At 56.4% G+C, this 21,992-nt stretch carries 26 protein-coding genes and 1 pseudogene; 7 read left to right on the top strand and 20 right to left on the bottom strand.

Going from position 1 to position 21,992, the window contains the following annotated elements:
• Positions 1 to 27: 27 nt before the first annotated feature.
• From ACR3EG_RS03530 to ACR3EG_RS03460, 15 genes and pseudogenes are all read right to left on the bottom strand, one after another.
• Entirely contained in the window at positions 28 to 732 is a 705-nt protein-coding gene (locus ACR3EG_RS03530; protein WP_480482967.1) for a hypothetical protein, read from the bottom strand.
• Between the two features lie 132 nt (positions 733 to 864).
• A pseudogene (locus ACR3EG_RS03525) lies at positions 865 to 1,583 on the bottom strand (nucleotidyl transferase AbiEii/AbiGii toxin family protein).
• A gap of 184 nt (positions 1,584 to 1,767) precedes the next feature.
• Positions 1,768 to 2,283, bottom strand: a complete 516-nt coding sequence (locus ACR3EG_RS03520) for a hypothetical protein (protein WP_480482965.1) — start codon at positions 2,281 to 2,283, stop codon at positions 1,768 to 1,770.
• Between the two features lie 76 nt (positions 2,284 to 2,359).
• Entirely contained in the window at positions 2,360 to 2,647 is a 288-nt protein-coding gene (locus ACR3EG_RS03515) for a hypothetical protein (RefSeq protein WP_480482963.1), read from the bottom strand.
• A 147-nt stretch (positions 2,648 to 2,794) separates the two neighbouring features.
• Positions 2,795 to 3,022, bottom strand: coding sequence for a WGR domain-containing protein (locus tag ACR3EG_RS03510; protein WP_480482961.1), 228 nt, complete (start codon positions 3,020 to 3,022; stop codon positions 2,795 to 2,797).
• Positions 3,023 to 3,056: 34 nt separating this feature from the next.
• Positions 3,057 to 3,350: a hypothetical protein gene (locus tag ACR3EG_RS03505; RefSeq protein WP_480482892.1), complete on the bottom strand. Its 294-nt coding sequence runs from the start codon at positions 3,348 to 3,350 to the stop codon at positions 3,057 to 3,059.
• Positions 3,332 to 4,000 (bottom strand): AAA family ATPase, encoded by a 669-nt coding sequence (locus ACR3EG_RS03500; protein ID WP_480482959.1) that lies wholly within the window; start codon positions 3,998 to 4,000, stop codon positions 3,332 to 3,334. The genes ACR3EG_RS03505 and ACR3EG_RS03500 overlap by 19 nt, the downstream gene beginning before the upstream one ends.
• Positions 4,001 to 4,083: 83 nt before the next feature.
• On the bottom strand, positions 4,084 to 4,884 hold the full coding sequence (locus ACR3EG_RS03495; protein ID WP_480482957.1) for an alpha/beta fold hydrolase: 801 nt from the start codon (positions 4,882 to 4,884) through the stop codon (positions 4,084 to 4,086).
• A gap of 18 nt (positions 4,885 to 4,902) precedes the next feature.
• A complete protein-coding gene (locus tag ACR3EG_RS03490; protein WP_480482886.1) occupies positions 4,903 to 5,892 on the bottom strand; it encodes a replication initiator protein A in 990 nt (329 codons plus the stop codon).
• Between the two features lie 318 nt (positions 5,893 to 6,210).
• Positions 6,211 to 6,762, bottom strand: coding sequence for a hypothetical protein (locus ACR3EG_RS03485; RefSeq protein WP_480482955.1), 552 nt, complete (start codon positions 6,760 to 6,762; stop codon positions 6,211 to 6,213).
• Positions 6,763 to 6,809: 47 nt separating this feature from the next.
• Positions 6,810 to 7,379, bottom strand: a complete 570-nt coding sequence (locus ACR3EG_RS03480; protein ID WP_480482953.1) for a DJ-1/PfpI family protein — start codon at positions 7,377 to 7,379, stop codon at positions 6,810 to 6,812.
• Between the two features lie 79 nt (positions 7,380 to 7,458).
• The gene (locus ACR3EG_RS03475) at positions 7,459 to 7,629 is read right to left on the bottom strand and encodes a type IV secretory system conjugative DNA transfer family protein (RefSeq protein ID WP_480482951.1); all 171 of its coding nucleotides are present in this window, start codon (positions 7,627 to 7,629) and stop codon (positions 7,459 to 7,461) included.
• The gene (locus ACR3EG_RS03470; RefSeq protein WP_480482949.1) at positions 7,586 to 7,786 is read right to left on the bottom strand and encodes a TraM recognition domain-containing protein; all 201 of its coding nucleotides are present in this window, start codon (positions 7,784 to 7,786) and stop codon (positions 7,586 to 7,588) included. Before ACR3EG_RS03470 ends, ACR3EG_RS03475 begins: the two co-directional genes overlap by 44 nt.
• The gene (locus ACR3EG_RS03465; protein WP_480482947.1) at positions 7,722 to 9,161 is read right to left on the bottom strand and encodes a type IV secretory system conjugative DNA transfer family protein; all 1,440 of its coding nucleotides are present in this window, start codon (positions 9,159 to 9,161) and stop codon (positions 7,722 to 7,724) included. Before ACR3EG_RS03465 ends, ACR3EG_RS03470 begins: the two co-directional genes overlap by 65 nt.
• Positions 9,161 to 9,457, bottom strand: coding sequence for a mobilization protein (locus ACR3EG_RS03460; protein ID WP_480482945.1), 297 nt, complete (start codon positions 9,455 to 9,457; stop codon positions 9,161 to 9,163). The genes ACR3EG_RS03465 and ACR3EG_RS03460 overlap by 1 nt, the downstream gene beginning before the upstream one ends.
• Before the next feature lie 825 nt (positions 9,458 to 10,282).
• On the opposite strand from ACR3EG_RS03460, the gene mobQ reads away from it, so the two are divergent.
• The 6 genes from mobQ (at position 10,283) to ACR3EG_RS03430 (ending at position 15,424) form a co-directional block, all read left to right on the top strand.
• Entirely contained in the window at positions 10,283 to 11,551 is a 1,269-nt protein-coding gene (mobQ, locus tag ACR3EG_RS03455) for a MobQ family relaxase (protein ID WP_480482943.1), read from the top strand.
• Positions 11,552 to 11,618: 67 nt separating this feature from the next.
• Positions 11,619 to 12,191, top strand: a complete 573-nt coding sequence (locus ACR3EG_RS03450; protein WP_480482941.1) for a helix-turn-helix domain-containing protein — start codon at positions 11,619 to 11,621, stop codon at positions 12,189 to 12,191.
• A 59-nt stretch (positions 12,192 to 12,250) separates the two neighbouring features.
• Positions 12,251 to 13,192 (top strand): ketopantoate reductase family protein, encoded by a 942-nt coding sequence (locus ACR3EG_RS03445; protein WP_480482940.1) that lies wholly within the window; start codon positions 12,251 to 12,253, stop codon positions 13,190 to 13,192.
• Positions 13,189 to 14,070, top strand: coding sequence for a DMT family transporter (locus ACR3EG_RS03440; RefSeq protein WP_480482938.1), 882 nt, complete (start codon positions 13,189 to 13,191; stop codon positions 14,068 to 14,070). Before ACR3EG_RS03445 ends, ACR3EG_RS03440 begins: the two co-directional genes overlap by 4 nt.
• A gap of 4 nt (positions 14,071 to 14,074) precedes the next feature.
• Positions 14,075 to 14,710: a LysE family translocator gene (locus tag ACR3EG_RS03435; RefSeq protein WP_480482937.1), complete on the top strand. Its 636-nt coding sequence runs from the start codon at positions 14,075 to 14,077 to the stop codon at positions 14,708 to 14,710.
• Between the two features lie 105 nt (positions 14,711 to 14,815).
• Positions 14,816 to 15,424, top strand: coding sequence for an HAD family hydrolase (locus tag ACR3EG_RS03430; protein WP_480482935.1), 609 nt, complete (start codon positions 14,816 to 14,818; stop codon positions 15,422 to 15,424).
• Between the two features lie 259 nt (positions 15,425 to 15,683).
• Here the strand turns inward: ACR3EG_RS03430 and ACR3EG_RS03425 are convergent, their stop codons facing one another.
• From ACR3EG_RS03425 to ACR3EG_RS03405, 5 genes are all read right to left on the bottom strand, one after another.
• Complete coding sequence (locus ACR3EG_RS03425) at positions 15,684 to 16,544, bottom strand: hypothetical protein (protein ID WP_480482933.1); 861 nt, start codon at positions 16,542 to 16,544, stop codon at positions 15,684 to 15,686.
• The gene (locus ACR3EG_RS03420) at positions 16,528 to 18,258 is read right to left on the bottom strand and encodes an asparagine synthetase B family protein (protein ID WP_480482932.1); all 1,731 of its coding nucleotides are present in this window, start codon (positions 18,256 to 18,258) and stop codon (positions 16,528 to 16,530) included. Before ACR3EG_RS03420 ends, ACR3EG_RS03425 begins: the two co-directional genes overlap by 17 nt.
• 66 nt (positions 18,259 to 18,324) lie before the next feature.
• On the bottom strand, positions 18,325 to 19,512 hold the full coding sequence (locus tag ACR3EG_RS03415) for an MFS transporter (protein WP_480482930.1): 1,188 nt from the start codon (positions 19,510 to 19,512) through the stop codon (positions 18,325 to 18,327).
• 18 nt (positions 19,513 to 19,530) lie between these two features.
• Complete coding sequence (locus tag ACR3EG_RS03410; protein ID WP_480482928.1) at positions 19,531 to 19,929, bottom strand: carboxymuconolactone decarboxylase family protein; 399 nt, start codon at positions 19,927 to 19,929, stop codon at positions 19,531 to 19,533.
• On the bottom strand, positions 19,926 to 20,909 hold the full coding sequence (locus tag ACR3EG_RS03405) for an aldo/keto reductase (RefSeq protein WP_480482926.1): 984 nt from the start codon (positions 20,907 to 20,909) through the stop codon (positions 19,926 to 19,928). Before ACR3EG_RS03405 ends, ACR3EG_RS03410 begins: the two co-directional genes overlap by 4 nt.
• A 47-nt stretch (positions 20,910 to 20,956) precedes the next feature.
• On the opposite strand from ACR3EG_RS03405, the gene ACR3EG_RS03400 reads away from it, so the two are divergent.
• On the top strand, positions 20,957 to 21,901 hold the full coding sequence (locus tag ACR3EG_RS03400) for a LysR family transcriptional regulator (RefSeq protein WP_480482924.1): 945 nt from the start codon (positions 20,957 to 20,959) through the stop codon (positions 21,899 to 21,901).
• Positions 21,902 to 21,992: the final 91 nt, after the last annotated feature.

Below are 21,992 nucleotides of genomic sequence, written 5' to 3'. Positions count from 1 at the left end.
CCCTCCTGTCAGTGCCGGTGGCACCCTTTACGCCGTGCCGCCCTCTTCGTCATCCGCAGATGGCGCTTCTGGAGGCACAAAGGTCTTTATTGTGCGTTTCAGGCGGACAGCACCGCTGGCAGGCGACGCAGGAGGTGTGGGAAGCGGCGAGCTGAGTTCCGACACATCCCCGTCATCCGCGAGGTACTGGTCGATCCGTTCGTAAAACAGGTACTGTTCATAATCGGAATCAATGACGCCAATGGCCAATTCTTTGATCTTGCCCGCCTGTTCGGGGTCACGGGCAAAAAGAAACAGAATGCAAATATCTCCGACTTTCGGAGCAGTCCCGTCAAAGTCGAAATGCGGCGAGAGACGATAGTTCAGGGTCACACCAGCTTTCCGAGACTTGTTCTTCACCGGCAGCTTGCTGGGTTCCGGCATTGCGGCAAGGCCAAGGATAAAGCCCTGCCCTTCATGTTCGAAACGCATGAACGGCTGAAACACTTTGAAGTCCGTACCAGGAATGATGCCGCCATCAAGCAGCGCGCCACCATGAAGCTCACAGACTTCCTGAAACCCCTTCTCCATCATGTGAAAGCGCGACAGACCTTCCAGCGCCCGCGCGCGTCGGGGATCAAGGCCAGAATGATCCTGGATCATCCGATGCGCCTTCAGGGCCTCACCGCGCAGGCGGTCTTCAAGGTCAATGATAAGGCCGCGATAGATAGCGACGGGAAAGCGGGTTTTCACAAAATCCCCCATAACTGCTCCGATTCTTCGGGGTTGCGTTTTTAGGGATTTATGAGTTCAGAATTGCGTTATGTCAATGAAAGCCATTCACCAAGCCGCAGAAACCGAGCAGTTGTGGCCCCGCCGCTACGCTCAAGATTGTGGCCAAGGCAGCGACAGATACAGCTCGTGCATCATGGCAAACCGCTCATCAAACGGCGGCAGATCATCCAGTTCGAGGGCAAGCGTGTTCCAATCAACCTCAGCCCGCCGCCGAATCTCAGGATCATCCATAGATTCCAGCGTAGCCTCTATACCGCGCGCCTGGCACTTCTCGATCAGCGTTTCCAGGATGCTGCGGCGATCTTCATCGGTCAACTCGTTGGTTTCGATCAGGTAGGCGATGTCATAGACATCCTGGCGACGGTTTCTGTTGCGGATCGGTTGTTGTAACAGCGCGCGTAGCTTTTCAGCGATGATCTCGTGTAATGTGAATGCCCGAACCGCGACCCCGGCCCGGTCAAGTTCAGCTCTTGGAAGGCATACACCTGATCCCGGAAGCTGATCTCGATATCCAACACCCGTATGGCGCGCCCGGCTTCCAAGCGTTTTTCTTCGCCTGTTCCGCGCTCGGCCGAACCGATCCGGATGAGCAAAGCCGGGAAATCGAACTCTTCGAAGTTCAGCGGCTTGGGCATTTTCTTGACGGTTTGCACTCGGCAAAGAAGGTTCAGATACCCAAGGCGGATTGCGGTTTGGGGCAAGATGGCGTTCAGATCATCTGCGATCTGATCCGCAAACCCGGCTGGTTCCACGATTGAGGTGAAATCCACATCGGCCGTGACCCGGTTGCTTTTGAAGGCAAGGGCCATCACAGCCCCACCCTTCAGGACTAGGTTTGTGTTCAGGTTGGGGGCCAACCCGATGGCCGCAAGAACAATCTCCGTAACCTGCCTATCGCGATACTGAGCTGGATTAGAGCGCGCAGCCTCCACCCAGGCCCGCACATCCACATCTACAATGTCGTATTCGGCCTCATCGGCCATGTGTTCTGCATCAGACATTCAGTGAAATCATCCATCGTTCTGAAAATTCGGGGAGATAGTCCGCTTCAGGGTCCAACTTCCGTGATCCCCCTCTTTGCGCAAAGGCTTCCCAACGCGCAATAGCGGGATCATCAAGCTCCAGCACTTCCGAGAGGATATATCCTGCCCGGACCTTGGCAATTTTGCTGTTTAACTGATCCACGGCCGCCACGATTTCTGGCAACCATTGATCCGCGTCACGTTCCCAGACATCGAGGACATGGCGCATCCCGCCGCACAATCCCGGCTCTGTAATCATATCTGCAAAGGTTTGGCCGATAGACGTGATCCGGGTTTCCTCGCCACCGAGAGGCACAGGCGTCCAGGGGTGGCTTGAGATATGCATAATGACCGGTCGCCGCCGAATTGTATCCTTAAAGCCTGGCCGATAGAGCACCGGCTTATCTATGTCTTCGATCTCGGGCAGATCATCGCGCACACGGTTATTTCGGAGTTGGTTCCAAAGATCACGACGCGGCGTGGTCACATGCAGAGCTTTGGGACTTCGTTCTGTCAGGCTGTATTTCTGCATCGCTGACAAATGTGAGACATAGGCAAATGGATCAGCAATACACGACCTCTTCCGCCGACCCCGCACGAGTGGCTTGCGTGACACGCCAGACACCCGACCTGAAATCGGAATCAGGGACTAGTGCTCTGCGTTCTTCCATGCGCTTGATAGCGTTATTCGCACGGGTTTGATCCCACCCTTGCGGCATACGTTTGAGAGGTTCTCCGTCCCATTCACGTTTCTGGAAAAGCGAATGCCCCAGAACGAAGAAATCGTAATATGTGATGATCGGCAGATCGCGCTTCAGGAGCGCTTGTTCCACCCCGTCTGTGAACTTCATACGTGTGCCATCTGTATATGTCCTTAGGACATATACAGATGGCACACAGAGTAGTCAAGGATTCGATTGGTCGAAAGGATTCAACTGGTTTGACATACGGATCGGATATCTCTATGTCCTAAGGACATAGAGATATCCGATCCAGAGCTAAACTTTCACATAGTCTCGCTTTTGCTTGGCATCCGTCAATGTCTCTAAGGCACTCTCGGCCTCAACCTGGCTACGAAATAAATCCATACGAACCTGACCACTTCGACCGATCCGGCCCCATTCTCGGCGAAGCGTCCATTCCCCAAATAGATTGGGCAGAACTGACATGCGATAGTAGCGCGCAATGTTCTGGGATGGATCGTGTCTTTCGAGGTGAGCTTTCATGTTTCAGCTCCAGCGGATGGATAACTGTTATCTGTTATCTTCTGCGCCCATCAATTTCTTCAGCATCTGGAATCTCGATGCCGCCAGATCGGAGGCAGGCATAAAGCAGTTCTTTCTTGGAGAGACCGCGTTTCAGCGCCTCCTGGTCAAAAGCGTCCTTGATCGGTTTCGGGACATTCGTGAACGAAAACTGGACACGAGGCGCATCTTTCAATGCAGCGGATTTGGCCTTGCTCACACTCGGCAATGGTGCCGCCAACTCACGCACTTTGGTCGTGGCCTCATCACTATCGAAATCGTCTTCGAGGTTTACGCTGACTTTTGCCATGCGTCGCTCCTGTAATAGCTGATAAGTCCCCTACCCTGCATGTCCGCCAACACCGATTGCGCGGACCTTTTGGCCGATCCTTGCGGTCCAGCTCCTGTAGAGGTCATTTCTTTGAACCCGGTTCGGTGCGCGCACATCGCGCGAAGACGAGGTATTTCTTGCGCATCGAGTGCATCGGTAATGGCCTGCGTAATATTTGTGTTGGTATCAACATCCATCATCACCACGAACGAGGCGATCTCCTTCTCCATGGTTTCGGCAACGCTCTGAACGTGGGAGTATGTGCGCTTTGCGCCCTTTGCGTCAGCTTCGTTGGCCTTGGATGGGATCAAGATCAGATTTGCCGCTGCAATAGCGTGCATAGCCATTGCCGACTTGAAACCGGCCGTGTCGATGAAAATAGCGTCGTAAGGCTGTTCAGATTTCTTAAGTGCCTTAACCGTGGGAATGAGCCGTTCGTCGTTTTCTTCATACAGCCAGTCTAGAGCCGTCTGATCCTTTTTGGCCCAGGATTCCAGATGGCGCTGCGGATCGGTGTCAATCACAGCAACCTTGGCTCCATCTTCAACCATCAGACTGGCGATTGCGGTGAGCAGCGTGGTTTTTCCAGCTCCACCCTTTTCCTGCACAACGCTGATTACCTGTGTCATGTTCTGCCCTCTTTTTGATAACTGATAACAGGTAATTGATAACAGTCAACAGGTAACAAATATCTGTTATCTACTAGGTGTTCTCATCTTTGTATTGCCCGCGCTATGCAACTCGCCAGCCCAAGCGGGTTTTCTACCCCCATAGAATGACCGGCATTGGGAACAGAGAAGGTTTCAATACCCTGTTTTGGTAGGACATCAAAATCAGGGTGCGGAAGAGACCGTTCTCCGAATATGAAACTCTTTCTAGCTGGGTGCTGATACAAGAGTTCACGCCAATTTTGCGTACCTCCTTCTACCAAAGACGATGCACCATAATATACCGCTCGTGGGAGACTGAAACGCATCGTCGTCGCCCAGTCATGATTGCCCGAGCGCATCGCTGTTTGAAGCGTTTCGGCATGTAAGCGGGTGGTGTACACCTCTTCGCCAGCCAGCGCGATATCTGTGCTGAATTTTCCGCCCCCATTGTCAAGATTGGCTTCCGAAAGGACAAGGTTTTTGATTTGATCGCCAAGAATGGTCGCTGCTTCTATTGCTACCGTCCCACCCATACTGTGGCCATAGAGATTAAACTGCCCAAGATTCATCTTGGTTGCGAATTCGGCAATAATTTCAGCATGATCGCTAACGCTATAGCCGAAATCCAATGGTTGATCGCTGTACCCGAAGCCAAGCATGTCGATTAGGATTATACGGTGCTCTGCGAGCGGGTTAGAACGGGCGAGTTCCGGATATTCAAATGATGCAGAACAACCCAAGCCATGCAGCATCAACAGCGGAAGCCCATTCCCGTCAAACTCCATAAAGCGGAGAGATGCGGAATGCTCGTTAATTCTAAGGGATTTCACCTTAAGTTCCTTCTTTTGAAGCGCATCAGACAATTAGATAACTATTATCAGTTATGGGGCGCGACCTTTTCGCTCAAACCACTTTCGACAAAATCCAAGAAAAGCACCGTCGGGATGACGCGGCGGTTCGCTCATCCACATCCGCCACTCTTGCTCCAAAAAGTGAACATCCCATGTCGGAGCGGCTTCTCTTGCTTTCTCGTAAGTTTCAGGGGAAAGCCGCACTGAAATTTCCGGGCTGGTGTCCGCAGAATCTTGATATATGTCAAGGAATTCAGGCTTGGGTGATACTTCCAATACATCATGAAGCAGCCTGAAGCGGTAATCCGGCATATGCCCTTGTTCCTCATCCGCTTTGCAGATCGCTTTGACGAGGCGTTTGAACTCTTTGGTGGTCGATGTTGATCCGGTCTTATGCTGTAGCTTGTCGAGACCAATCCGCCAGACATCCTGCTTGCCGCAGTGTTTGCGGGCCAGCTCATACAATCGGCGTTCCAGAGGTTTCCGGAGCTGAAAATACGCTTTGTGAAGAGTCAGAACATTCTTGTTCTCAATGGCCTTTACGAGCCAATCCCCCATCTCCAGCTCTACGCTCAGCAACCGCCCTGTGGAATCTTCTTTGACGATCCGCGCATCGGTAATGAACGAGATGGACCGCCATTCTCCGACACCATGGTCATGGATATTGGTTTCGATCTGGGTGAACTGGAGGCGGGTGAGGGCACGGCGCAGTGTGGCATAGGCCTGGCCGGTCGTGTGGCGATTGGTGGCTTTCAGAAGGTCATGCGCTGAAATCTGAACACGGCGACCAATTTCCTGACCTTCATTCTTAGCAGCCATGAGTTGGCTCAACACGTAGATCAGAATATCCCGATCAAAGACGTTTGCACGGCCTTCTTCAGCCGCTGGCGTGATCTTCACCTTCACGTTGCCTTGCTGGTATTCAAACGCAGCCATGTCTTTCTTGACCGACAACGAGAACAACGGATGCTCCATGGAAGCTCGGTCACTCTTCGGTGTCGCATCCAGAATATCGCACACGAAGAGGTCTGGCTCCGTATGCCTCTGAGGTAGCAAAGCTGTTCGTTTTCTAGGCCGCGCCATTATTCGATAGTCTACCCACCGTTATTCGACACTCTGCCCACCAGTGCGCCAAGTTCTTCGATACTCTACACACCTTTATTCGATAGTCTACCCACCATTCTTCGATACTCTACACACCAGCTGTCTAAAACAGGCCAATTTTCGCTTACAAAAACAGTTACTTAGAAATCTACCGATTCTCGTAACACTATATCTAACACATATATAACACCCACTGGCTTGCAGATGGCCTGTGGATAACTCACTGCGCTACCCTCAATCCTGATAATGGACGCAGGCGGGATTCCCCTCTGTTGTACGGACCCACTCCCCCCCAAAGACAGCGCATGTGGTGCCGTTGACTGCTGAGAAACGCGGAAGCGTCACCGTCAGCGCAACAATGAGAGCGATAGCGCCCAGAGCAAACCAGGGCAGACGGTTTTTCCAGCGGTCCACCTGTCTTTCCCGGTCCCGGATGTCATTGAGGATGTCCCATTTGTCCTGTTCAGCCTTTTTCAGAACCTCTTCGGTATGACTGCTTTGTTTGCTCAACACGTTGGCAACCCGGATCATGTGATTGAGCGGATCAGTGATTTTCCCCGCAACAGCCTGACCCACCAGATTGCCGTATTGTTCCGGATCGGTCTGGTTCTGTGCCGCGAAAGCTGCCTGTCGTGCTTCTGTGGCCGTTTTGACCAGGCGATCCATGGTGCCGGTCTGGGCATCTACACGATCCGACACGCTGGCCAGCACCGTGCCGACCATATCAAGGGTTTCGCGCAGCTCCTCGTCAGAGAGCGGAGCAGGGGAGGGGGACTGGTCTGACATGCTCGTGTTTCTTTCCCGTTATTGGTTTTTCGGCTGAAGATCCGATGTCAGCTATGTTCAGCGGCCATCATTCCTTTGAACTGGGAAGTCACCTCGTCCGACAATCCAGCGGCTGCAAAAACGGCCGCCGTGAAACTTGCCGGAGCGGTGCCTGGTGCAGTGATCACTCGATCCGCTGAAACCGCCGATGCGCTTGCCTGATAGAAGGCTTCACCCTGATAACCTGATGCGTGTTTCTTGAGAAAACCCCCATCATTGGAGGTGTGGGAGGTGCTGTCCAGTAGACCCGCTCGCGCCAAAGCGAGTGTGCCGCCGCAGATGCCGCCTATGCTGGTACCGCTGCCGTGCAGGGATTTGAGAATATTACTGACATCCGGCGCATTGTCAGTTTCCCAGATCATACCACCGACAACCACCAAGACTGTCGGTTGCCAAGCCATCAATGCCTCGAAATCCTGTGAAACCCTTGCTGTCAGCCCGCCCTGAGATTGCAGCTCACCAGATTCGGGTGCGAAATACTGAACGTCGAGGCCATAAAACGGGCCACCAGTCCCGCCAATCAATGCGTATTCCCAATCTGCGAAACCTTCCGTCAGCATCACGGCTACTTTTGTCATAGGTATTCTCCTTCAATCAAACTTAATGCGAACATAATGTGAACATTTGGCCTGTACAATCTGGTATCCGTAGCGGCATCTAACGGTCTTGCGGCTGGAACAGCCCCTTGAACTCGGGATCGGCGTAATAGCGCAGCTTGCGGGCGAGGGCCGTGGGATTGCCCTGAACCCGCAGGAGCTGAAGATCGGGCGGCATCTGCATGATTTCATCCGGTGTGAGCAGATCGCGGCCAGTGACGTTTTGCGTCATCGAGGGCGCATCCCCCCGGTTTATAGCTCTGGGTCTGATAGCCGGTGGTTTCCTGGCCGATCATCCTGCTCAGCCATTGGGCCGTTTCCAGATCATTCACGCCAAAGACCTGCTGGACGCCTGCATTGGCCACAAAGGTGCCCCGCGCGTTTGCCATAGAGATCGTTGAGCTGGCTCATGTCCTGCAAGATCGGCCAGATCTGTAATCCGTAGCCTGCCATCAGCCCCATGGCGCGTTCTATGGCTTCCAGACGGCCGAGAGCGGCAAATTCATCGAGGAGGAAGAGGGTAGGGCTACTTGGTGGCCGTGAGGCTCCCTCTGGCCCTCCTGCGGCCCCTGAGACGTCCTGCGCGCCGTTCCGGGCCTCTATGACAGCTTGTGGCCCCTCTGCGTGCCGTGCGATGTCCTGAAGCGCCTGAGAGATCAGCAGGCGCAGCCAGCGGCTGTAGGCGTCCAGCCGGTTGGGCGGTAGCACCAGAAACACCGACACGGTGCGTTGTTGCAGCTCCGCGAAGTGGAAATCCGACCGGCTGATCACGCCTGCGATGCGCGGGCTGTCCAGGAAATGCGTGTGGCGCTGCGCGTTGGACAGGACCGAGGCGGCTTCGCGATCCGCCTTTCCCAGAAACCGGTTGGCGGCGCGGGCAATCAGCCCGTGGGCGGCGTCGCTGTCCTGCATCAGTTCCAGCAGCGCCCGGAACCTGTCCGGGGGCAGGGTGAGGTATTCCCGCACGGTGGCCAGATTGCGCCGGTCGCGCTCCTCATGGGCGACACAAAACATGATCAGCCCGGAGAGGATGGCCTTGGCCTCCTCGTTCCAGTGTGCCTCCTGCGCCTGTCCCGGCGGGTCCATGACCAGGGCATCGGCCAGCGTGGTGGCATCCTCGCCCAGATCGGGACTGGTGGCTGTCAGCCGGTCTAGTGGATTGTAGGACGAACTGGGTTGTCCGGAGACCTCAAACGGATCGAGGATATGGACCTGACCGAAAGCATGACGGGCAGCCCCGGCGATCCGGGCGTTCTCGCCTTTGGGGTCCACCACGATCACCGAGCGATCCGCCATGAGCAGGTTCGGGATGACCGTGCCGACGCCTTTCCCGGCCCGTGTGGGGGCGAGGGTCAGCAGATGGGCAGGACCGTCATAGCGCAGGAGCTGACCGGCGGGAGACCGACCGATGAGCAACCCGTCCGGCTTCACCAGCTTCTTCAGCTCCTTGCGACTGGCGAAACGGGCCGAGCCGTGGCTGTCTCCGTTCAGGCCGAAGAAATTGTCTGCGCCGGAGGTGAAACGCCAATACTGGAATCCGAAGATGGCACCGATGATCATGCAGGGGATGTAGATCACCAGTTCCCAGGTGGATTGGCCGGGCGGGATTTCAAAGAAGGGGATCGAGAGAAAGAACCCGGCGAGCGCTCCCAGCATCGCGCCAAAACCCATGGCCCCGATCATCCAGATGAACAGGATCGGGGTGAAGACCAGCCGCAGAAGAAACCGGAAGGGTCGGTCCAGGACCGAGGCCAGCCAGCGCATCAGGCGGACCCGTCTGGATCAGAACCGGGGGCAGGGGAGGGGGCCTCCCCTGAAGCGCCCCAGTCCGCGAAGGCCTTGCGGTCCTGTTCGCGGGACAGGTTGCGGATCAGTCGCTCCAGCATCACCGCCGCGCCGCTGTCCCGTTCGGCCAAATCCATGAGTGCACCGCCGAGGATGACTTTCCGCCGGGTATCCAGTTTGCGCTGTCTGGTGGCTTCCCGGTTGCGCAGGGCCTGAAGGCGGGCCTTGGCCTGGGCGTATCGTTTCTCGGCGCGTTCGAGTTCTGTCTCTGCCAAACCGGCACCTCCAAAAAATGCGGGCGGAATAAAACGGGATGTGGCGAAAAGGGCTGCATCGAATGTGGTCTTGCCACAACCACCGTTAACGCGTACCCGTAGGCCTGTAAAGGACAAGGGCGCACTTATGCAAACTCTCCGCCTACGGCTCCAAGATTTGCGTGCGATCTCTCTGGGGCAAAGCCCCGGCCGATGGCCAACCCCTTCCGCCGCGATGCGCGACGGAACGAAAGGCCTTCCGGGCCTCTCGAACTCTCCAGGGCCAACCTGCGCGGTTGGATTGCGGTCGGAACGGCAGCTCCAAAATCGAGACCGATGCCCCACGATGGGGGCCGGTCTGTTTTTGTCTTTGCCGTTCCGGGGAGCGTCGATCTGTGGGGTTGTTACCCTTGATCTCCGCCGGGTTTGCCCCCGGCAAACCGCCAGTGAACTGCCCCCATATCCCGCCCCTCATAAGGCTGGGGATTTGGGGGCAGTTCACGGGCAAGCCCGCGCCTCAGAGAGCCGTTGGCTCGCTTCGTCGGGGCTGTCTTTTTCCCTCCGGCCCCAGCCTTGTGGGGGGCGGGCCTCCGGGAAAAAGACGGTTGGTCGTGGCAGCGATGGCTCCGGAACATATCGTTCCGAAGCCATCGACTTACGCCCAACAGGGAGAGGTGCAACCTGTCCGACACCGAGGAGGGCGGACAAGCTGCATCTCCCATTCTGCGCGATCACCCCGGTTCTTGTCACGGGCCAAGAGCCGGGCGGCACGTATGTGCCTGGTGATGCTTTGCGGCGACGTTCGCGGGCGCGGTGGCGTTTGTCATCTGCGAGAGGGGAGGGCGCATGGCCAGCTACCACCTCTCTGTGAAGACGATCAAACGCAGCGCCGGACGCACCGCGACGGCGGCTGGGGCCTACCGTGCAGGCGAGCGCATCGAGTGTCAGCGGGAGGGCCGGGTCCACGATTACACCGCCAAGCGCGGCATCGAGGAAACCTTTATCCTGACCCCAAAGGATGCCCCGTCCTGGGCGCAGGATCGCTCCGCGCTCTGGAACGCTGCCGAGGAGAGCGAGACACGGCGCAATTCCGTCACTGCCCGCGAATGGGAGCTGGCGCTGCCCTCCGAGATCAGCGCGGAGGACCGGTCGCAGATCACCCGCCAGTTTGCCGAGGAGCTGGTCAGCCGCTACGGCGTGGCGGTCGATGTAGCGATCCACGCACCGCACCGGGAAGGGGATCAGCGAAATCATCATGCCCATGTCCTGACCTCTACCCGGAAGCTGGAACCGGAGGGGTTCACGGCCAAGACCCGTGTTCTCGATTCCGCGAAAACCGGCGGGGTGGAGATCGAGCAGATGCGCGGTCTCTGGGCCGAGTTGCAGAACCGGGCGCTGGAGCGGGCCGGGGAAGTGGAGCGGGTCGATCATCGGTCACTGGAGGCGCAGCGAGAAGACGCTCTGAGTCAGGGAGACGCGCTGAAGGCCGAGGAGCTTGACCGCGATCCGGAGGTCAAGCTGGGGCCAGCGGCCAATGCGATGGAACGACGCGAGAAGGCGGCAGCCGAGCGCGAGGGTCGCGACTATGAACCTGTCACTGAACGGGGCAGGGCGGTTCATGCGGCTCGCCAGGCGCGGGCGCTTTTTGCCGAGATGCGCGAGCGGCTGGAGCTGGCGCGGGACACCTATGGGGCCGAGCGCGAGGCCGGGCAGGGGCGTGTGTCTGCCGGTCTGGCGGCGCTCAGGGCGGCGGCCAGCAAGGATCGGTCTGCGGATCGCGGAGATGGCGACATCCGGGATCGGCTGGCGCGGATTGTCGGGCGCGAAGAGCCGGAGGCCGGTGGGCAGAGTGTCGAAGAACCCCCGGACCTGCGGCGGGTCAATGACCGCTTGCGTGAAGCCTTGGGCCGGTCGGAAGGGACCGAGGTGGATCGAGGTGACGACGGTGTGGACAAACCGTCGATCCGCGAGCGTCTGGAAGGCGTGTTGAACAAACCGCGCGAGAAATTGGATCGGGGGGATGAGCATGACGCCGAACGGGATCGTGGCGACGAGAAGGAAAATACCCGCGAAATCGACAGGGAGATAGATCGTGACCCGGGCCTCAGTCATTGAGGGGGTGCGAAGAAGGCGAGACCCAGAATGCCTTGCCCCTGAGATTCACAATTGGCAAATTGCCATCATGGTAGAAGCAGCAGTCTCACAGTCATTGAAGGCACATAGGCAGAAGCGCAGTCTGACAATCCAGAAACTCGCGGACGCTTCAGGTGTCAGCCGTGCGATGATCTCCAAGATCGAACGTGGCGACGCGATGCCGACAACCTCGGTTCTTGGCAAACTGGCCGAAGCGCTGGATACGTCGATTTCGCAACTCATTGGCGGACCGGTGGCATCGTCGGCAGTTGTCGTGCGTGCAGAGGATCAGCCGGAGTACCGTGATCCCCGCTCGGGATTTGTGAGACGATCCCTTTCGCCGCTCTATCACGGCAGGGGTGTCGATTTTGTCCAGAATGCCTTGCCCCCCGGACAAGCAACCGAGCCGTTTCCATCCCACCGCGCGGGCGTTGAAGAGCATCTCTTTGTCCAATCGGGGCAGTTGGAAGTGACCGTCGGCAGTGAAATTCACAAGCTGAGCGCAGGTGATTTCCTGTTCTACCCGGCCAATCAGGAACACAGCTTTCACAATACCGGCGACGATGAAGCAGTGTTTTTCATCGTAATCGACGGAACCGGCGCACAGACAGCCAACAAATAGCTGTTGCCGAGAAGCGATATTCTCATAAAGTGGATGATGTCTACTTTAGGAGAATCAACGTGCATCTGCTGATATTGGGAGCAGGAGGTATCGGGGGCTATCTCACCGCCCGAATGTCAGAAGCCGGACTCGCGCCGCGATTGCTGGTACGGCAAAACCGGGCCAACAATCTGCAACAGCACGGGCTGCGCCTGGAAAGCCCGTTGGGCAACTGGAGCGGATTGCCTGAACTGGCGACTGATGCCAAAGCTCTACCAGACGCCGATTTCATTTTCTTGAGCTGCAAAGCTTATGACCTGCATTCGGCTCTTGAAGCGGTTTCCCCATGCGTTTCAGACGCCACAATCATTGTGCCGTTTCTGAACGGTATCCGACACATTAAGGCTATCCAGGCAAGATTCCCCGAATGCACTGTCTGGGGTGGTGTCGCCCATCTTGGCGTCAAAGTAGACCCAGACGGATCAATCTGCCATTTCAACGATCTGAACCGGTTCTTCCTCGGCCCGCTGCATCCAGGTGCTGATAATGGGCGAGCGGATGCGTTGATTGACCAGATGCAGGCCTCTCCAATCGAACTGCGCTTGAGGAACGACATTCAACAGGACATGTGGGACAAGCTGGTTTTTCTGGGCACACTTGCCGGAATGACCTGTCTGATGCGGGCAAGCATTGGTACGATCCTGGCGACCGCGCAAGGTGAGGATCTGATCCTGCAATTGCTGGACGAATGCACCCGCATTGCTGAGGCAGAGGGTTTCCCGCCAGGATCAGCGGCCCTGGATGGATATAGAAAGCAGCTCACGGATCGCAGCTCACAATCTACCGCATCAATGCTCAGGGACATTGCCAGTGGAAATGAAACCGAAGCCGACCATATTCTGGGCGACCTCTCAGAACGGGCAGCCCGTCATGCCCTGCGCGTTCCACTCCTGAGAACCTGTCTCTCTCATTTGCAGGCATATGAACTCGGGCAGCGAGTCGCCGTTGTGAAATCCGCATGATGGATGTGCGGAAGGGTGTTCTTCTGGGGCTGCTTGGCGTTTTGTCTTTCAGCCTGACCCTGCCAATGACGCGCATTGCCTTGCAGGGGCTGTCACCGGACCAGATCGCGATCTGGCGGGCAATCGTGGCGGCGTTGGTCGCCGGGGCCGTGTTGCTGATACTGCGGCCGGAGCGACCGCGCGGCAGGCAGTTCATCCCATTGATCGGGTGCAGCCTGGGCACCGTTTTCGGATTTCCGTTCTTTATCTCTCTCGCGATGCAGACTGTTTCGGCGTCTCAGGGCGCAATTGTGGTGGGCCTTTTGCCGATCTCCACCGCTGTTTTTGGCGTTCTGATCGGTCGGGAGAGAGTCACCGCCTTGTTCTGGGTCTTCAGCGTGGCCGGAATGGCCCTGACACTGGTGTTCGTGATCCGGCGGAATGGCGCCGAGCTTGGTATTGGAAACCTGTATCTGTTTCTGGCCGTTGTTTCTGCCGGGTTCGGCTATGCGGCGGGAGGTATGCTGTCGCGCGATATCAAGGCATGGGTCGTCGCCTGTTGGAGTCTGATAATCGCGCTTCCCGTTCTGGCCGTGTTGGCAAGTTTCATACCGCCGGTGCCGCCGTCCAGTTCATTGCCGGTCCTGGCAGCGTTTACTTATCTGGCGCTGGTATCACAACTGCTTGGATTCTTTGCCTGGTATCGTGGGCTGGCCCTGGGAGGCATTGCGCGGATATCGCAGCTACAGCTTCTACAGGTTTTTTTCACCTTGGGGTTTTCGGCACTTTTGCTGTCAGAAACCATCGGCGCGAATGTCGCCGGTTTTGGTTTGGCTGTGTCACTGACGGTTTGGCTTGCTTCGAAGCAGAAGCAAACCGTAGCGATTTCGAGGGGGTGAAGAGATGTTTGACTATAGCCTGCTGCACTGGACAAGTTTTCTGTCTCTGGCCGTTCTTCTGAACATAGCGCCAGGTCCGGACATCGCGTTCATTCTGGGGCAATCGGCCCGTGGAGGGAGATCGGCCGGGTTTGCTGCAATGACCGGAATCTGGACTGGCGCTGCTTTGCACGTCATCCTCGCGTCAATCGGGCTTTCAGCAATTCTGGCCACCTCAATCGTTGCTTTTACAATCGTAAAATGGGTTGGTGCAGCCTATCTGTTCTGGCTTGGGATAAGTTCTCTATTGTCGCGTGGAATGAACCTGCCAACTGATAAGGGGGTTCCGCTCAGGGGAAATCTGGCGATCTTCAGGCAAGGTGTGCTGGTTGACCTGCTGAATCCGAAAGTCGCGATTTTCTTTATTTCTATACTACCCCAATTCGTTGTGCCCGGAGCCGGTCCAGAGTGGGCACAACTTCTTCTACACGGCCTACTGATTATTGGTGTGGCAGCTCTTGTTGATCCATTTGTTGTGTTCGGTGGTGCGGCGATAACGGGCCGCCTTCGGCGTGATCCAAAACTGGCGCGATGGCTGGACCGGTTGCTGGGGATCATGCTCGTGTCGCTGGCGGTGCGACTGACAATGCAGCGAAATTAGGGATTGTTGTTGGTACTTACTGCACCATTGGAATGGTTGCCACAACAGAGAGGGATCGCGGCGACGAGAAGGAAAACACCCGCGAAATCGACAGGGAGATAGATCGTGACCCAGGCCTCAGTCATTGACCTGCCGCCCGTCTTCGACGGGATCGAGGCGGTTTGTTTCGATGCGTTCGGAACGCTGGTCGAGATCACCGAGAAACGCGGTGCGGTCCGGCAATTGTTCAAAGCAGTGCCGCCTAGCAAACGGGCTGAACTGAAACATCGGCTAATGCGGGAACCGCGACCCATCGCCGATTGGTTGGACGTGTATGTTGCTGATGCCGATCCGATTATGGCGCTGGATATATACGCTCGGGAGTTGTCAGAGGTGGCGTCTGTCACGATACGCCCCGGCATGTCAGAGATTTGGGGGCTGTTGCAGGCCAAAGGGTTGCGGCTGGCGATCTGTTCCAATCTCGCCAGTTCCTTCGGTCTGGCTGTGCGCCGTGCCTTGCCCGATCCGCCGGATGTCGAGGTGTTTTCGTATGAAGTGGGAGCCATCAAGCCTGAACCGGAAATCTATGCCCATGTTCTGGAGCGGTTGGCGCTTGAGCCGGACAGCGTGTTGTTTATCGGGGATTCAGTGCGAGCTGACATCGAGGGGCCGCAGGTGGCGGGAATGAGGGCGCTGCATGTGGATGAGCTGGTTGTGGCGATGCAGCCGGGATGACGTTCATCTTGCCGGAAATATCTACCGTGGACCTTCGGTCAACATCTGAGAGCAACGGTAGCAAGGGCATTGAGCGTGGAGACCTCAAATATCGGAACGCTTAATGCCCTTGCGAATTCTACAAAGCGGCCGGTCAAGCAAAGCGCAGCGAAATCTGACTGTGAGCCCAATCTTCGGAATGCTGCGCGTTGTATGAACGACCACTGTTGGATCAGGATCGCCTTGTGTGTGTTTGGCGCTATCCTGATCGGAACACCCTCTATTTCTGACTGGATTGACTATACGCACCGATACACGCGGCCAAAAGTGCGGTTCCCAACAAAGCCCCTGTGCTGACCCGTGACCCGAGGGCCACGATGTCGATGCCATAACCAAATGCGATCGCCGCCAACAAGGCGAGCGAGACTGTCGCTACGGACGCTAATTTCAGGGAGCCGACAAGACTGAACTGGTAAAGCAATCCAAACAACCCCACGCCGATCAAAGCAGGGGCCGATACCGCAATGTTGTGTTGCAGACCGTTGATATCAGTGGCGAGGAAAGAGAACAGAAGCAATGCAAGTGTTGAGTAGAGAAAATACATCACAAGAATTGCATCCGAGCCTTCCGTGCTGGAAATTCTCTTGATCTCGAACAGAGCCAAGGCGCCAAAGAACGCTGAGGCAAGCCCCAGTAGCGCCCCTAACGGGCTGACATCGGCAGAGGGCTGCACGATCATCGCAATTGCCGCCACGGCCCCGGTGACATAGAGAAACCGAAAATCGGCTATGATCTGCCCTATGCAGACAGAAATCACATAAGAGAAAATTGGCACCGTGTAGGAAAGGCAGAGGGCCGTTGACAATGGAATCAACGAGATCGAACCAAACAAACAGGCGACCGAGGAAAAGCCGAGTGCCGTTCTCAAGATATGTCTCGACGGTCGAATTTTGCGAAAGTTGAAGCCTCGAATCCCAAGCCATGCGGAATAGACAAGCGCGGAAATGCCAAACCGGGCCAGCAAAACCAATGCCACGGGCAGCTGGCTACTCATTTTTACGGCGTACCCCATCAGCGCCAGGCTAATGGGACAGAGAACCATTAAGGCGACAGACTGTTGCCGTTCATCCAATTCGAACATTGTGCTCCTGTCCCCAGAGTTCGAAGATCAACCACGCCCAGATGGTGTTTCCGAGTTTGTTGGACGGAGACCGCTGATTGCGCTCGACCATCTCGCGCAGCGCTGTGATGTTGACGATGGGTGCCGTCACGGTCGGTGTCGCAATAGTGTCCATCAGCAGCTCATACACGGGATAGCCTGGCTGGAACATACCCGCGATTGGCAACAAGAAGGGCTGTTTGGGTCTGTTGATGACGCTGGCTGGCAGCACAGATGATCCGGCCCGATAGATAGGTGCCTTTCTTCGGCCGGCCCCAATGAGGTCACTGTCCTTGGCAAAAAGCGCATGGCGATAGACCGAAGGCAAGCAGAACGGCACTCGTGCTTCGACGGAATTCGCCATACTGAGCGCGTCGACTCGATGCAGAATGTAGTAAGGCAACCGGTGGTGCGCTTCGAAGTGCAATACCTTTCGGATAAGGCTATCACCTGGCAGGCTGTGTAGGAAATCGGTGAATTCTTCGCCGAGCCTATCGTTTCGCGCGTCGTTAGTGACGAGATGCGTTCGAAGATCCGGTTTGATTGCCGCCAAATCTGACACGTAAGAATTGATCGCGACATCGTCACCGTCGCTCACTGCGATGTCGTACATGCGATCATAGCCGCCAAAGAAGTCGTCGGCACCTTCTCCAACCAAGGCGACTTTGAACCCTGCCTTGCCGATGGCTTCGTAGAGCGCAAACGTGCTGAGACAATGCGCGGCTGCATTTGGTTGGCTCAGAGACCGACACATTGCCTGAATCTGATCGGGGAAGCGATCATGCCGAACCGTAACTTGCTGGTATTCGAGACCTGAGGCGGCCGCTACTTCCCGAGCGTAGGCGGTCTCGTCTTCTTTCCAGTTGCCCTGATACCACACGTTGTAAGCATGGGTCATTCTGGGGTCTTTGGACGCCAGTGTTGCAACCAAGCTTGAATCAAGTCCGCCAGACAAAGTTGTACAGACCGGGACATCCGTCATGAGTGTTTTTTTGACGCCTAGACCAAAGTCTTGCTCGAAATCCCTCGCTGTAGCTGCGCCCTCGGCAAAAAAGACTGCATTCGGAGTGTATTCATTGACCTCCGTTTTGCCGTTCCGGAAGGTCAGATACGTCCCTGGCTCCAACACCTTGACGTTCGGAAAAATGGTCTGTCGCCCCAACATGGCGCGATAAGCACCATACCGATCAAAGGCGCTGGCATGGATCTCCCTGTCATCGTCTTTAAAATTCGGCAGCCCCTCGATCTCCGATGCAAAGCCCAAGGTGTCTTGTTTTTGCACGTAATAGACGGGCTTGATCGCACAGCTATCCGTGTAGAGGTAGAGCGAGGTAACATCTCGAACATCCATGACGGCAATAGAGAACATGCCCTCAAGGTGTCGGACAAAGTCGGGACCAAATTTTGCGAAGAGCGGCAGAATGACTTCTCCGTCTGTACCTGACGTTGAAAGAGAAATCCCGAACCGGCTTGCCAGCTCTTTGTAATTGTAGATTTCCCCAACGAACAGGCCGTGCAAGCCTGGGGAAGTATAGGGCTGGCTTCCGTTCAGGACACCGTTGATGGCCAGACGAGTATGGCCCAGCACCCAACCATCTCCCCAGCGAAGATTTTGCTCATCTGGACCACCAGGTACAAGCCGATGCAAAGCTGAAAGGGGCGAATACCCTTCTCCTGCTCCCAACACACCAAACATTCTACACATAAAGAAATCCTCATGTCGTCATTCGTGATGATCAGTCTTGCGACAGCAGATGCTGACTTATTCAGCCGGGGTCGTTTGAGGTTCGCGAAGCGCCGCAATTGATATGAAGCCGACGCAAACCAACACTGCAGCGCAAAGGAATAGGCTGGATAGGCCAGTGGTCTCAAGCAGACCCGCCCCGAGTGCCGCCCCGAGACCAATTGCGCCGTTGAACAGCGCAACATAGATAGCCGATGCCTGGAGGGCATCTGCGCCTGCTTCCTTCAAAACCCAGGTCTGCAGACCCACAAGGATTGCGGCGATCGCGCCACCCCAGATGATAAGTACCAGGGCAATTCCCATTGTGCCGATGCTGGCTCCGAAGAGAGTCAACGCACTTAGCGCTCCGCAGGCCAGAAGCAGTGAGACCATCACAATCATTTTGAGCCACGTATCGATCAGTGCGCCGGTCACCATATTTGCTGCGATGCCAGCGGCTCCAAAGGTGAATAGCAAAGGCGCGACCGCCCGGATCGAAACCTCCTCTGCCCCCGTAAGAAAGGGTTCGATGTAGGTATATGCCATGAAGTGTGCTGTGACGGCAAAAAGCGTGGCCGCAAAAATTCTTTGGAAACGGCTATTTGACAAGATACGGATCAGCGGTCGCACTCCTACATTGCCGGTGCCCTGCACCGTTGGCACGGTGATCCACATCGCGAGCGCTATGCCTAACGACAGCATGCCAATGGCCAGGAATGCGATACGCCAGCCTGCCTCGATGCCGACCAAATTGGCAAACGGTACGCCCAGCACACTAGCGACTGACACACCACCGAAGATGATGGAGGTCGCCAGACCCACCTGGCGGGCCGGTACGATCTGAGCTCCGAGTGTTCCAATCATTGCCCAAAATGCGCCATGGGCGATAGCGCCCAGAACCCGAGCCCCCATAAGCCACGCAAAGCTCTCCGACAGGCTCGCCGCAAATCCTGATGCTGCGAGGACTGTCATTAACCCGATCAGCAGCGGTCGCCGCGGTACGGAACCGAGCCAGACCGCAGACGCGATTGCAGCGACCGCGGCAATCCAGGCATAGAGCGTCACGATCAGGCCGACCTGTCCGGTAGGCACTCCCAGATCGCCGCCTATCTGGGAGAGAAGCCCAATCGGCGCGAGCTCAGCGGTTACAATGGAAAAGCTGCCAGTACCGAGTGCGGCAATAGCCAGCCAAGCGCGGTAATCGGCGCGCTGAACGTCTTGGGGCATAGTTTGTGAACTCCGTTTCTACGATGAGGTTTCGAGCGCCTCAAACGCCTTCCGGGCTGAGGCGATGGCGTTCATCGCCGCGGGTACACCCGCGTAAACTGCGATTTGATAAATGATCTCGACAATTTCCTGCCGGCTCACGCCGCAATTCATCGCTGCGCGTATGTGAAAATCTAGTTGGCCGGGTGCTGTACCTTTGGCCCCGAGCATCGCTACCGTCAGCATTTCGCGGGTTCTGATATCTATTCCATCCCGACCAACCACGTCAGCGAAAGAGAACCCGAGAATTAGTTCGGTTGCATCGACATCGAACGCATCGAGATTGGCGGTCACACGTGCGGGCGCGCCCGCTTCCAGCCGCTCGAGCAAGGCTAAGGCGCGTGTTCGGCGGTCAGTATCATGTGGGCTGTTGGTCATGCGTCCACTCCCTTCATACCTTCTGGAGTGTAGCGCTCGCCAACCACAGGTACCCGCGCGACCGCACTTTCGAGCCGGATACAATCCTGCGTCGTCAGTTCAACCGATGCGGCACCAGCATTCTCGCTCAGGTATTGTCGACGCTTGGTTCCCGGGATCGGGACGATGTCATCCCCTTTCGCCAAGAGCCAGGCGAGCGAGAGCTGCGCGGAGGTGCAGCCCTTTTCGGTAGCCATATCAGCGATCACGTCGGCGATGCGGAGGTTTTGATCGATAGCCTCTTCGGCAAAGCGTGGCAGTGAAGCTCGAAAATCATCCTCTTCAAGTTCGTTGGTAGATTGGAACCGCCCGGTCAGGAAGCCGCGGCCAAGCGGCGAGTAGGGCACGAAGCCTACGCCCAGTTCACGGCAGGTAGGCAGGATCGAAGCTTCAGCTTGCCGCGACCAGAGGGAAAACTCTGTTTGGACTGCGGTGACAGGATGTATCGCATGCGCTTTTCGCAATGTCTCTGCGCTGACTTCACACAGGCCGATATGAGAGATCTTACCCTCTTGGACCAGTTTCGCCAAACCTTCCATCGTTGCCTCAATCGGCTGTTCCGCATTTACTCGGTGCACGTAGTAGAGGTCTATGTGATCGACCCCCAATCGACGCAGGGACCCGTCGCAGGCAGCGCGGGCATAGTCCGCGCGATTGTTCAGGCTGCGCTTGTATTCACCGGGATTGCGGACGATTCCGAACTTCGTGGCCACACGCACATCTGCACCGCTTTCATGCAGAAATGTCCCGATAAGCTCTTCATTGTGATGCGGCCCATACATATCGGCAGTGTCGAAAAAGTCGATCCCGAGCTCTACGGCGTGCGCCAGAACGTCCAGTGATTCAGCATCATCGCGTGGCCCGTAGAACTCGCTCATCCCCATACACCCAAGACCGATGGCCGATACCTCAAGGTCCTGCCCAAGTTTACGTTTTTGCATGATAGACCTCCTTGAATATCAGGAGACGAGCATGGCATACGTCATGAATGGAAAAACTACCGAATAATGGCAACGAGATTTCCATAATCGGAAAGCATGATGTTAAAGGGTTGGTCTGGGATGACACTCGGGCCTTTCTGGCCGTGGCGCGGCATGGCACGCTCAGCATGGCAGCCAGCGCCTTGAACATCGGCATTGCCACACTTTCACGTCGGATAAACCGGCTGGAAGAGGCGTTGGACGTTCCCCTGTTCGTCCGGCATCAGACGGGTTACCAGCTGACCGAAGATGGCACTGATCTTATCGAAAAAGCTGAGGCGATGGAGGCGGCGGCCCTGGCGCTGAGCAGTGGCGCAAGGCAGCAAGCGCAGTTGGCCGGTAAGGTCCGCTTGGCGACTGCAGAAAACCTTGCAAGTGGATTGATTATTCCCGCGCTGCCCGAGTTCCGTTCCAGACATCCCGGCTTAATGGTCGAGGTCGTGACCGATATCACGACCGTTAACGTACATCGCCGTGACGCCGATCTTGCGCTGCGCATGGTCAAACCGCAACGCGGCAACGTCACCCTCAAGCGTCTGGGCACCCTTGGCTATGGGCTCTACGCAAGCAGCGACTATGTCAAAGCCCGTCAAGTCAGCACGGATCGCGGCAGCTACGAGATGGATGCATTCATTGCTTGGGGCGAGATGCAGGCCCATCTGCCTGCTGCACAATGGGTTGAACGCGTGCTCCGCGGCCGGTCGCCGGCGATCATCACGACTTCGCTCTCGACACAGGTATCGGCCGCAGCGGCCGGCTTGGGCCTGGCCGTCCTACCGCATTTCCTGGCCAAGGATGCAAATCTGACCTGCATTGACTCCGATATTGGAATCGATCAGCCGATATATCTGGTGCTTCAGTCCGATTTGGCGCAATCACGCCGAACGCGCGCCCTTGCGGACTTTCTTAGCGATCTGGTGGTCTCCAGTCGGGCGCGTCTTCGTGGATACTGAGGCCTGAGCAACAACTGACGGCGACTTCCTAGATTTTCCGATAATGGAAAACCCGTTTGCATTATTCTCCAATGATTCCAAATTGGGAAAA

It is taken from the genome of Ruegeria sp. AM7 (assembly GCF_056535965.1).
The sequence above is the reverse complement of the archived record's forward strand: the minus strand, read 5'-3'. Positions and strand labels throughout refer to the sequence as shown.

Bases quoted from the DNA above. Each gene is read 5' to 3' on its own strand.
- ACR3EG_RS03515 (WP_480482963.1), bottom strand. From the start codon at position 2,647: ATGAAGTTCACAGACGGGGTGGAACAAGCGCTCCTGAAGCGCGATCTG.
- ACR3EG_RS03510 (WP_480482961.1), bottom strand. From the start codon at position 3,022: ATGAAAGCTCACCTCGAAAGACACGATCCATCCCAGAACATTGCGCGC.
- ACR3EG_RS03505 (WP_480482892.1), bottom strand. From the start codon at position 3,350: ATGGCAAAAGTCAGCGTAAACCTCGAAGACGATTTCGATAGTGATGAG.
- ACR3EG_RS03500 (WP_480482959.1), bottom strand. From the start codon at position 4,000: ATGACACAGGTAATCAGCGTTGTGCAGGAAAAGGGTGGAGCTGGAAAA.
- ACR3EG_RS03485 (WP_480482955.1), bottom strand. From the start codon at position 6,762: ATGTCAGACCAGTCCCCCTCCCCTGCTCCGCTCTCTGACGAGGAGCTG.
- ACR3EG_RS03480 (WP_480482953.1), bottom strand. From the start codon at position 7,379: ATGACAAAAGTAGCCGTGATGCTGACGGAAGGTTTCGCAGATTGGGAA.
- ACR3EG_RS03475 (WP_480482951.1), bottom strand. From the start codon at position 7,629: ATGACGCAAAACGTCACTGGCCGCGATCTGCTCACACCGGATGAAATC.
- ACR3EG_RS03470 (WP_480482949.1), bottom strand. From the start codon at position 7,786: ATGGCAAACGCGCGGGGCACCTTTGTGGCCAATGCAGGCGTCCAGCAG.
- ACR3EG_RS03465 (WP_480482947.1), bottom strand. From the start codon at position 9,161: ATGCGCTGGCTGGCCTCGGTCCTGGACCGACCCTTCCGGTTTCTTCTG.
- mobQ (WP_480482943.1), top strand. From the start codon at position 10,283: ATGGCCAGCTACCACCTCTCTGTGAAGACGATCAAACGCAGCGCCGGA.
- ACR3EG_RS03450 (WP_480482941.1), top strand. From the start codon at position 11,619: ATGGTAGAAGCAGCAGTCTCACAGTCATTGAAGGCACATAGGCAGAAG.
- ACR3EG_RS03440 (WP_480482938.1), top strand. From the start codon at position 13,189: ATGATGGATGTGCGGAAGGGTGTTCTTCTGGGGCTGCTTGGCGTTTTG.
- ACR3EG_RS03435 (WP_480482937.1), top strand. From the start codon at position 14,075: ATGTTTGACTATAGCCTGCTGCACTGGACAAGTTTTCTGTCTCTGGCC.
- ACR3EG_RS03425 (WP_480482933.1), bottom strand. From the start codon at position 16,544: ATGTTCGAATTGGATGAACGGCAACAGTCTGTCGCCTTAATGGTTCTC.
- ACR3EG_RS03420 (WP_480482932.1), bottom strand. From the start codon at position 18,258: ATGTTTGGTGTGTTGGGAGCAGGAGAAGGGTATTCGCCCCTTTCAGCT.
- ACR3EG_RS03415 (WP_480482930.1), bottom strand. From the start codon at position 19,512: ATGCCCCAAGACGTTCAGCGCGCCGATTACCGCGCTTGGCTGGCTATT.
- ACR3EG_RS03410 (WP_480482928.1), bottom strand. From the start codon at position 19,929: ATGACCAACAGCCCACATGATACTGACCGCCGAACACGCGCCTTAGCC.
- ACR3EG_RS03405 (WP_480482926.1), bottom strand. From the start codon at position 20,909: ATGCAAAAACGTAAACTTGGGCAGGACCTTGAGGTATCGGCCATCGGT.
- ACR3EG_RS03400 (WP_480482924.1), top strand. From the start codon at position 20,957: ATGGAAAAACTACCGAATAATGGCAACGAGATTTCCATAATCGGAAAG.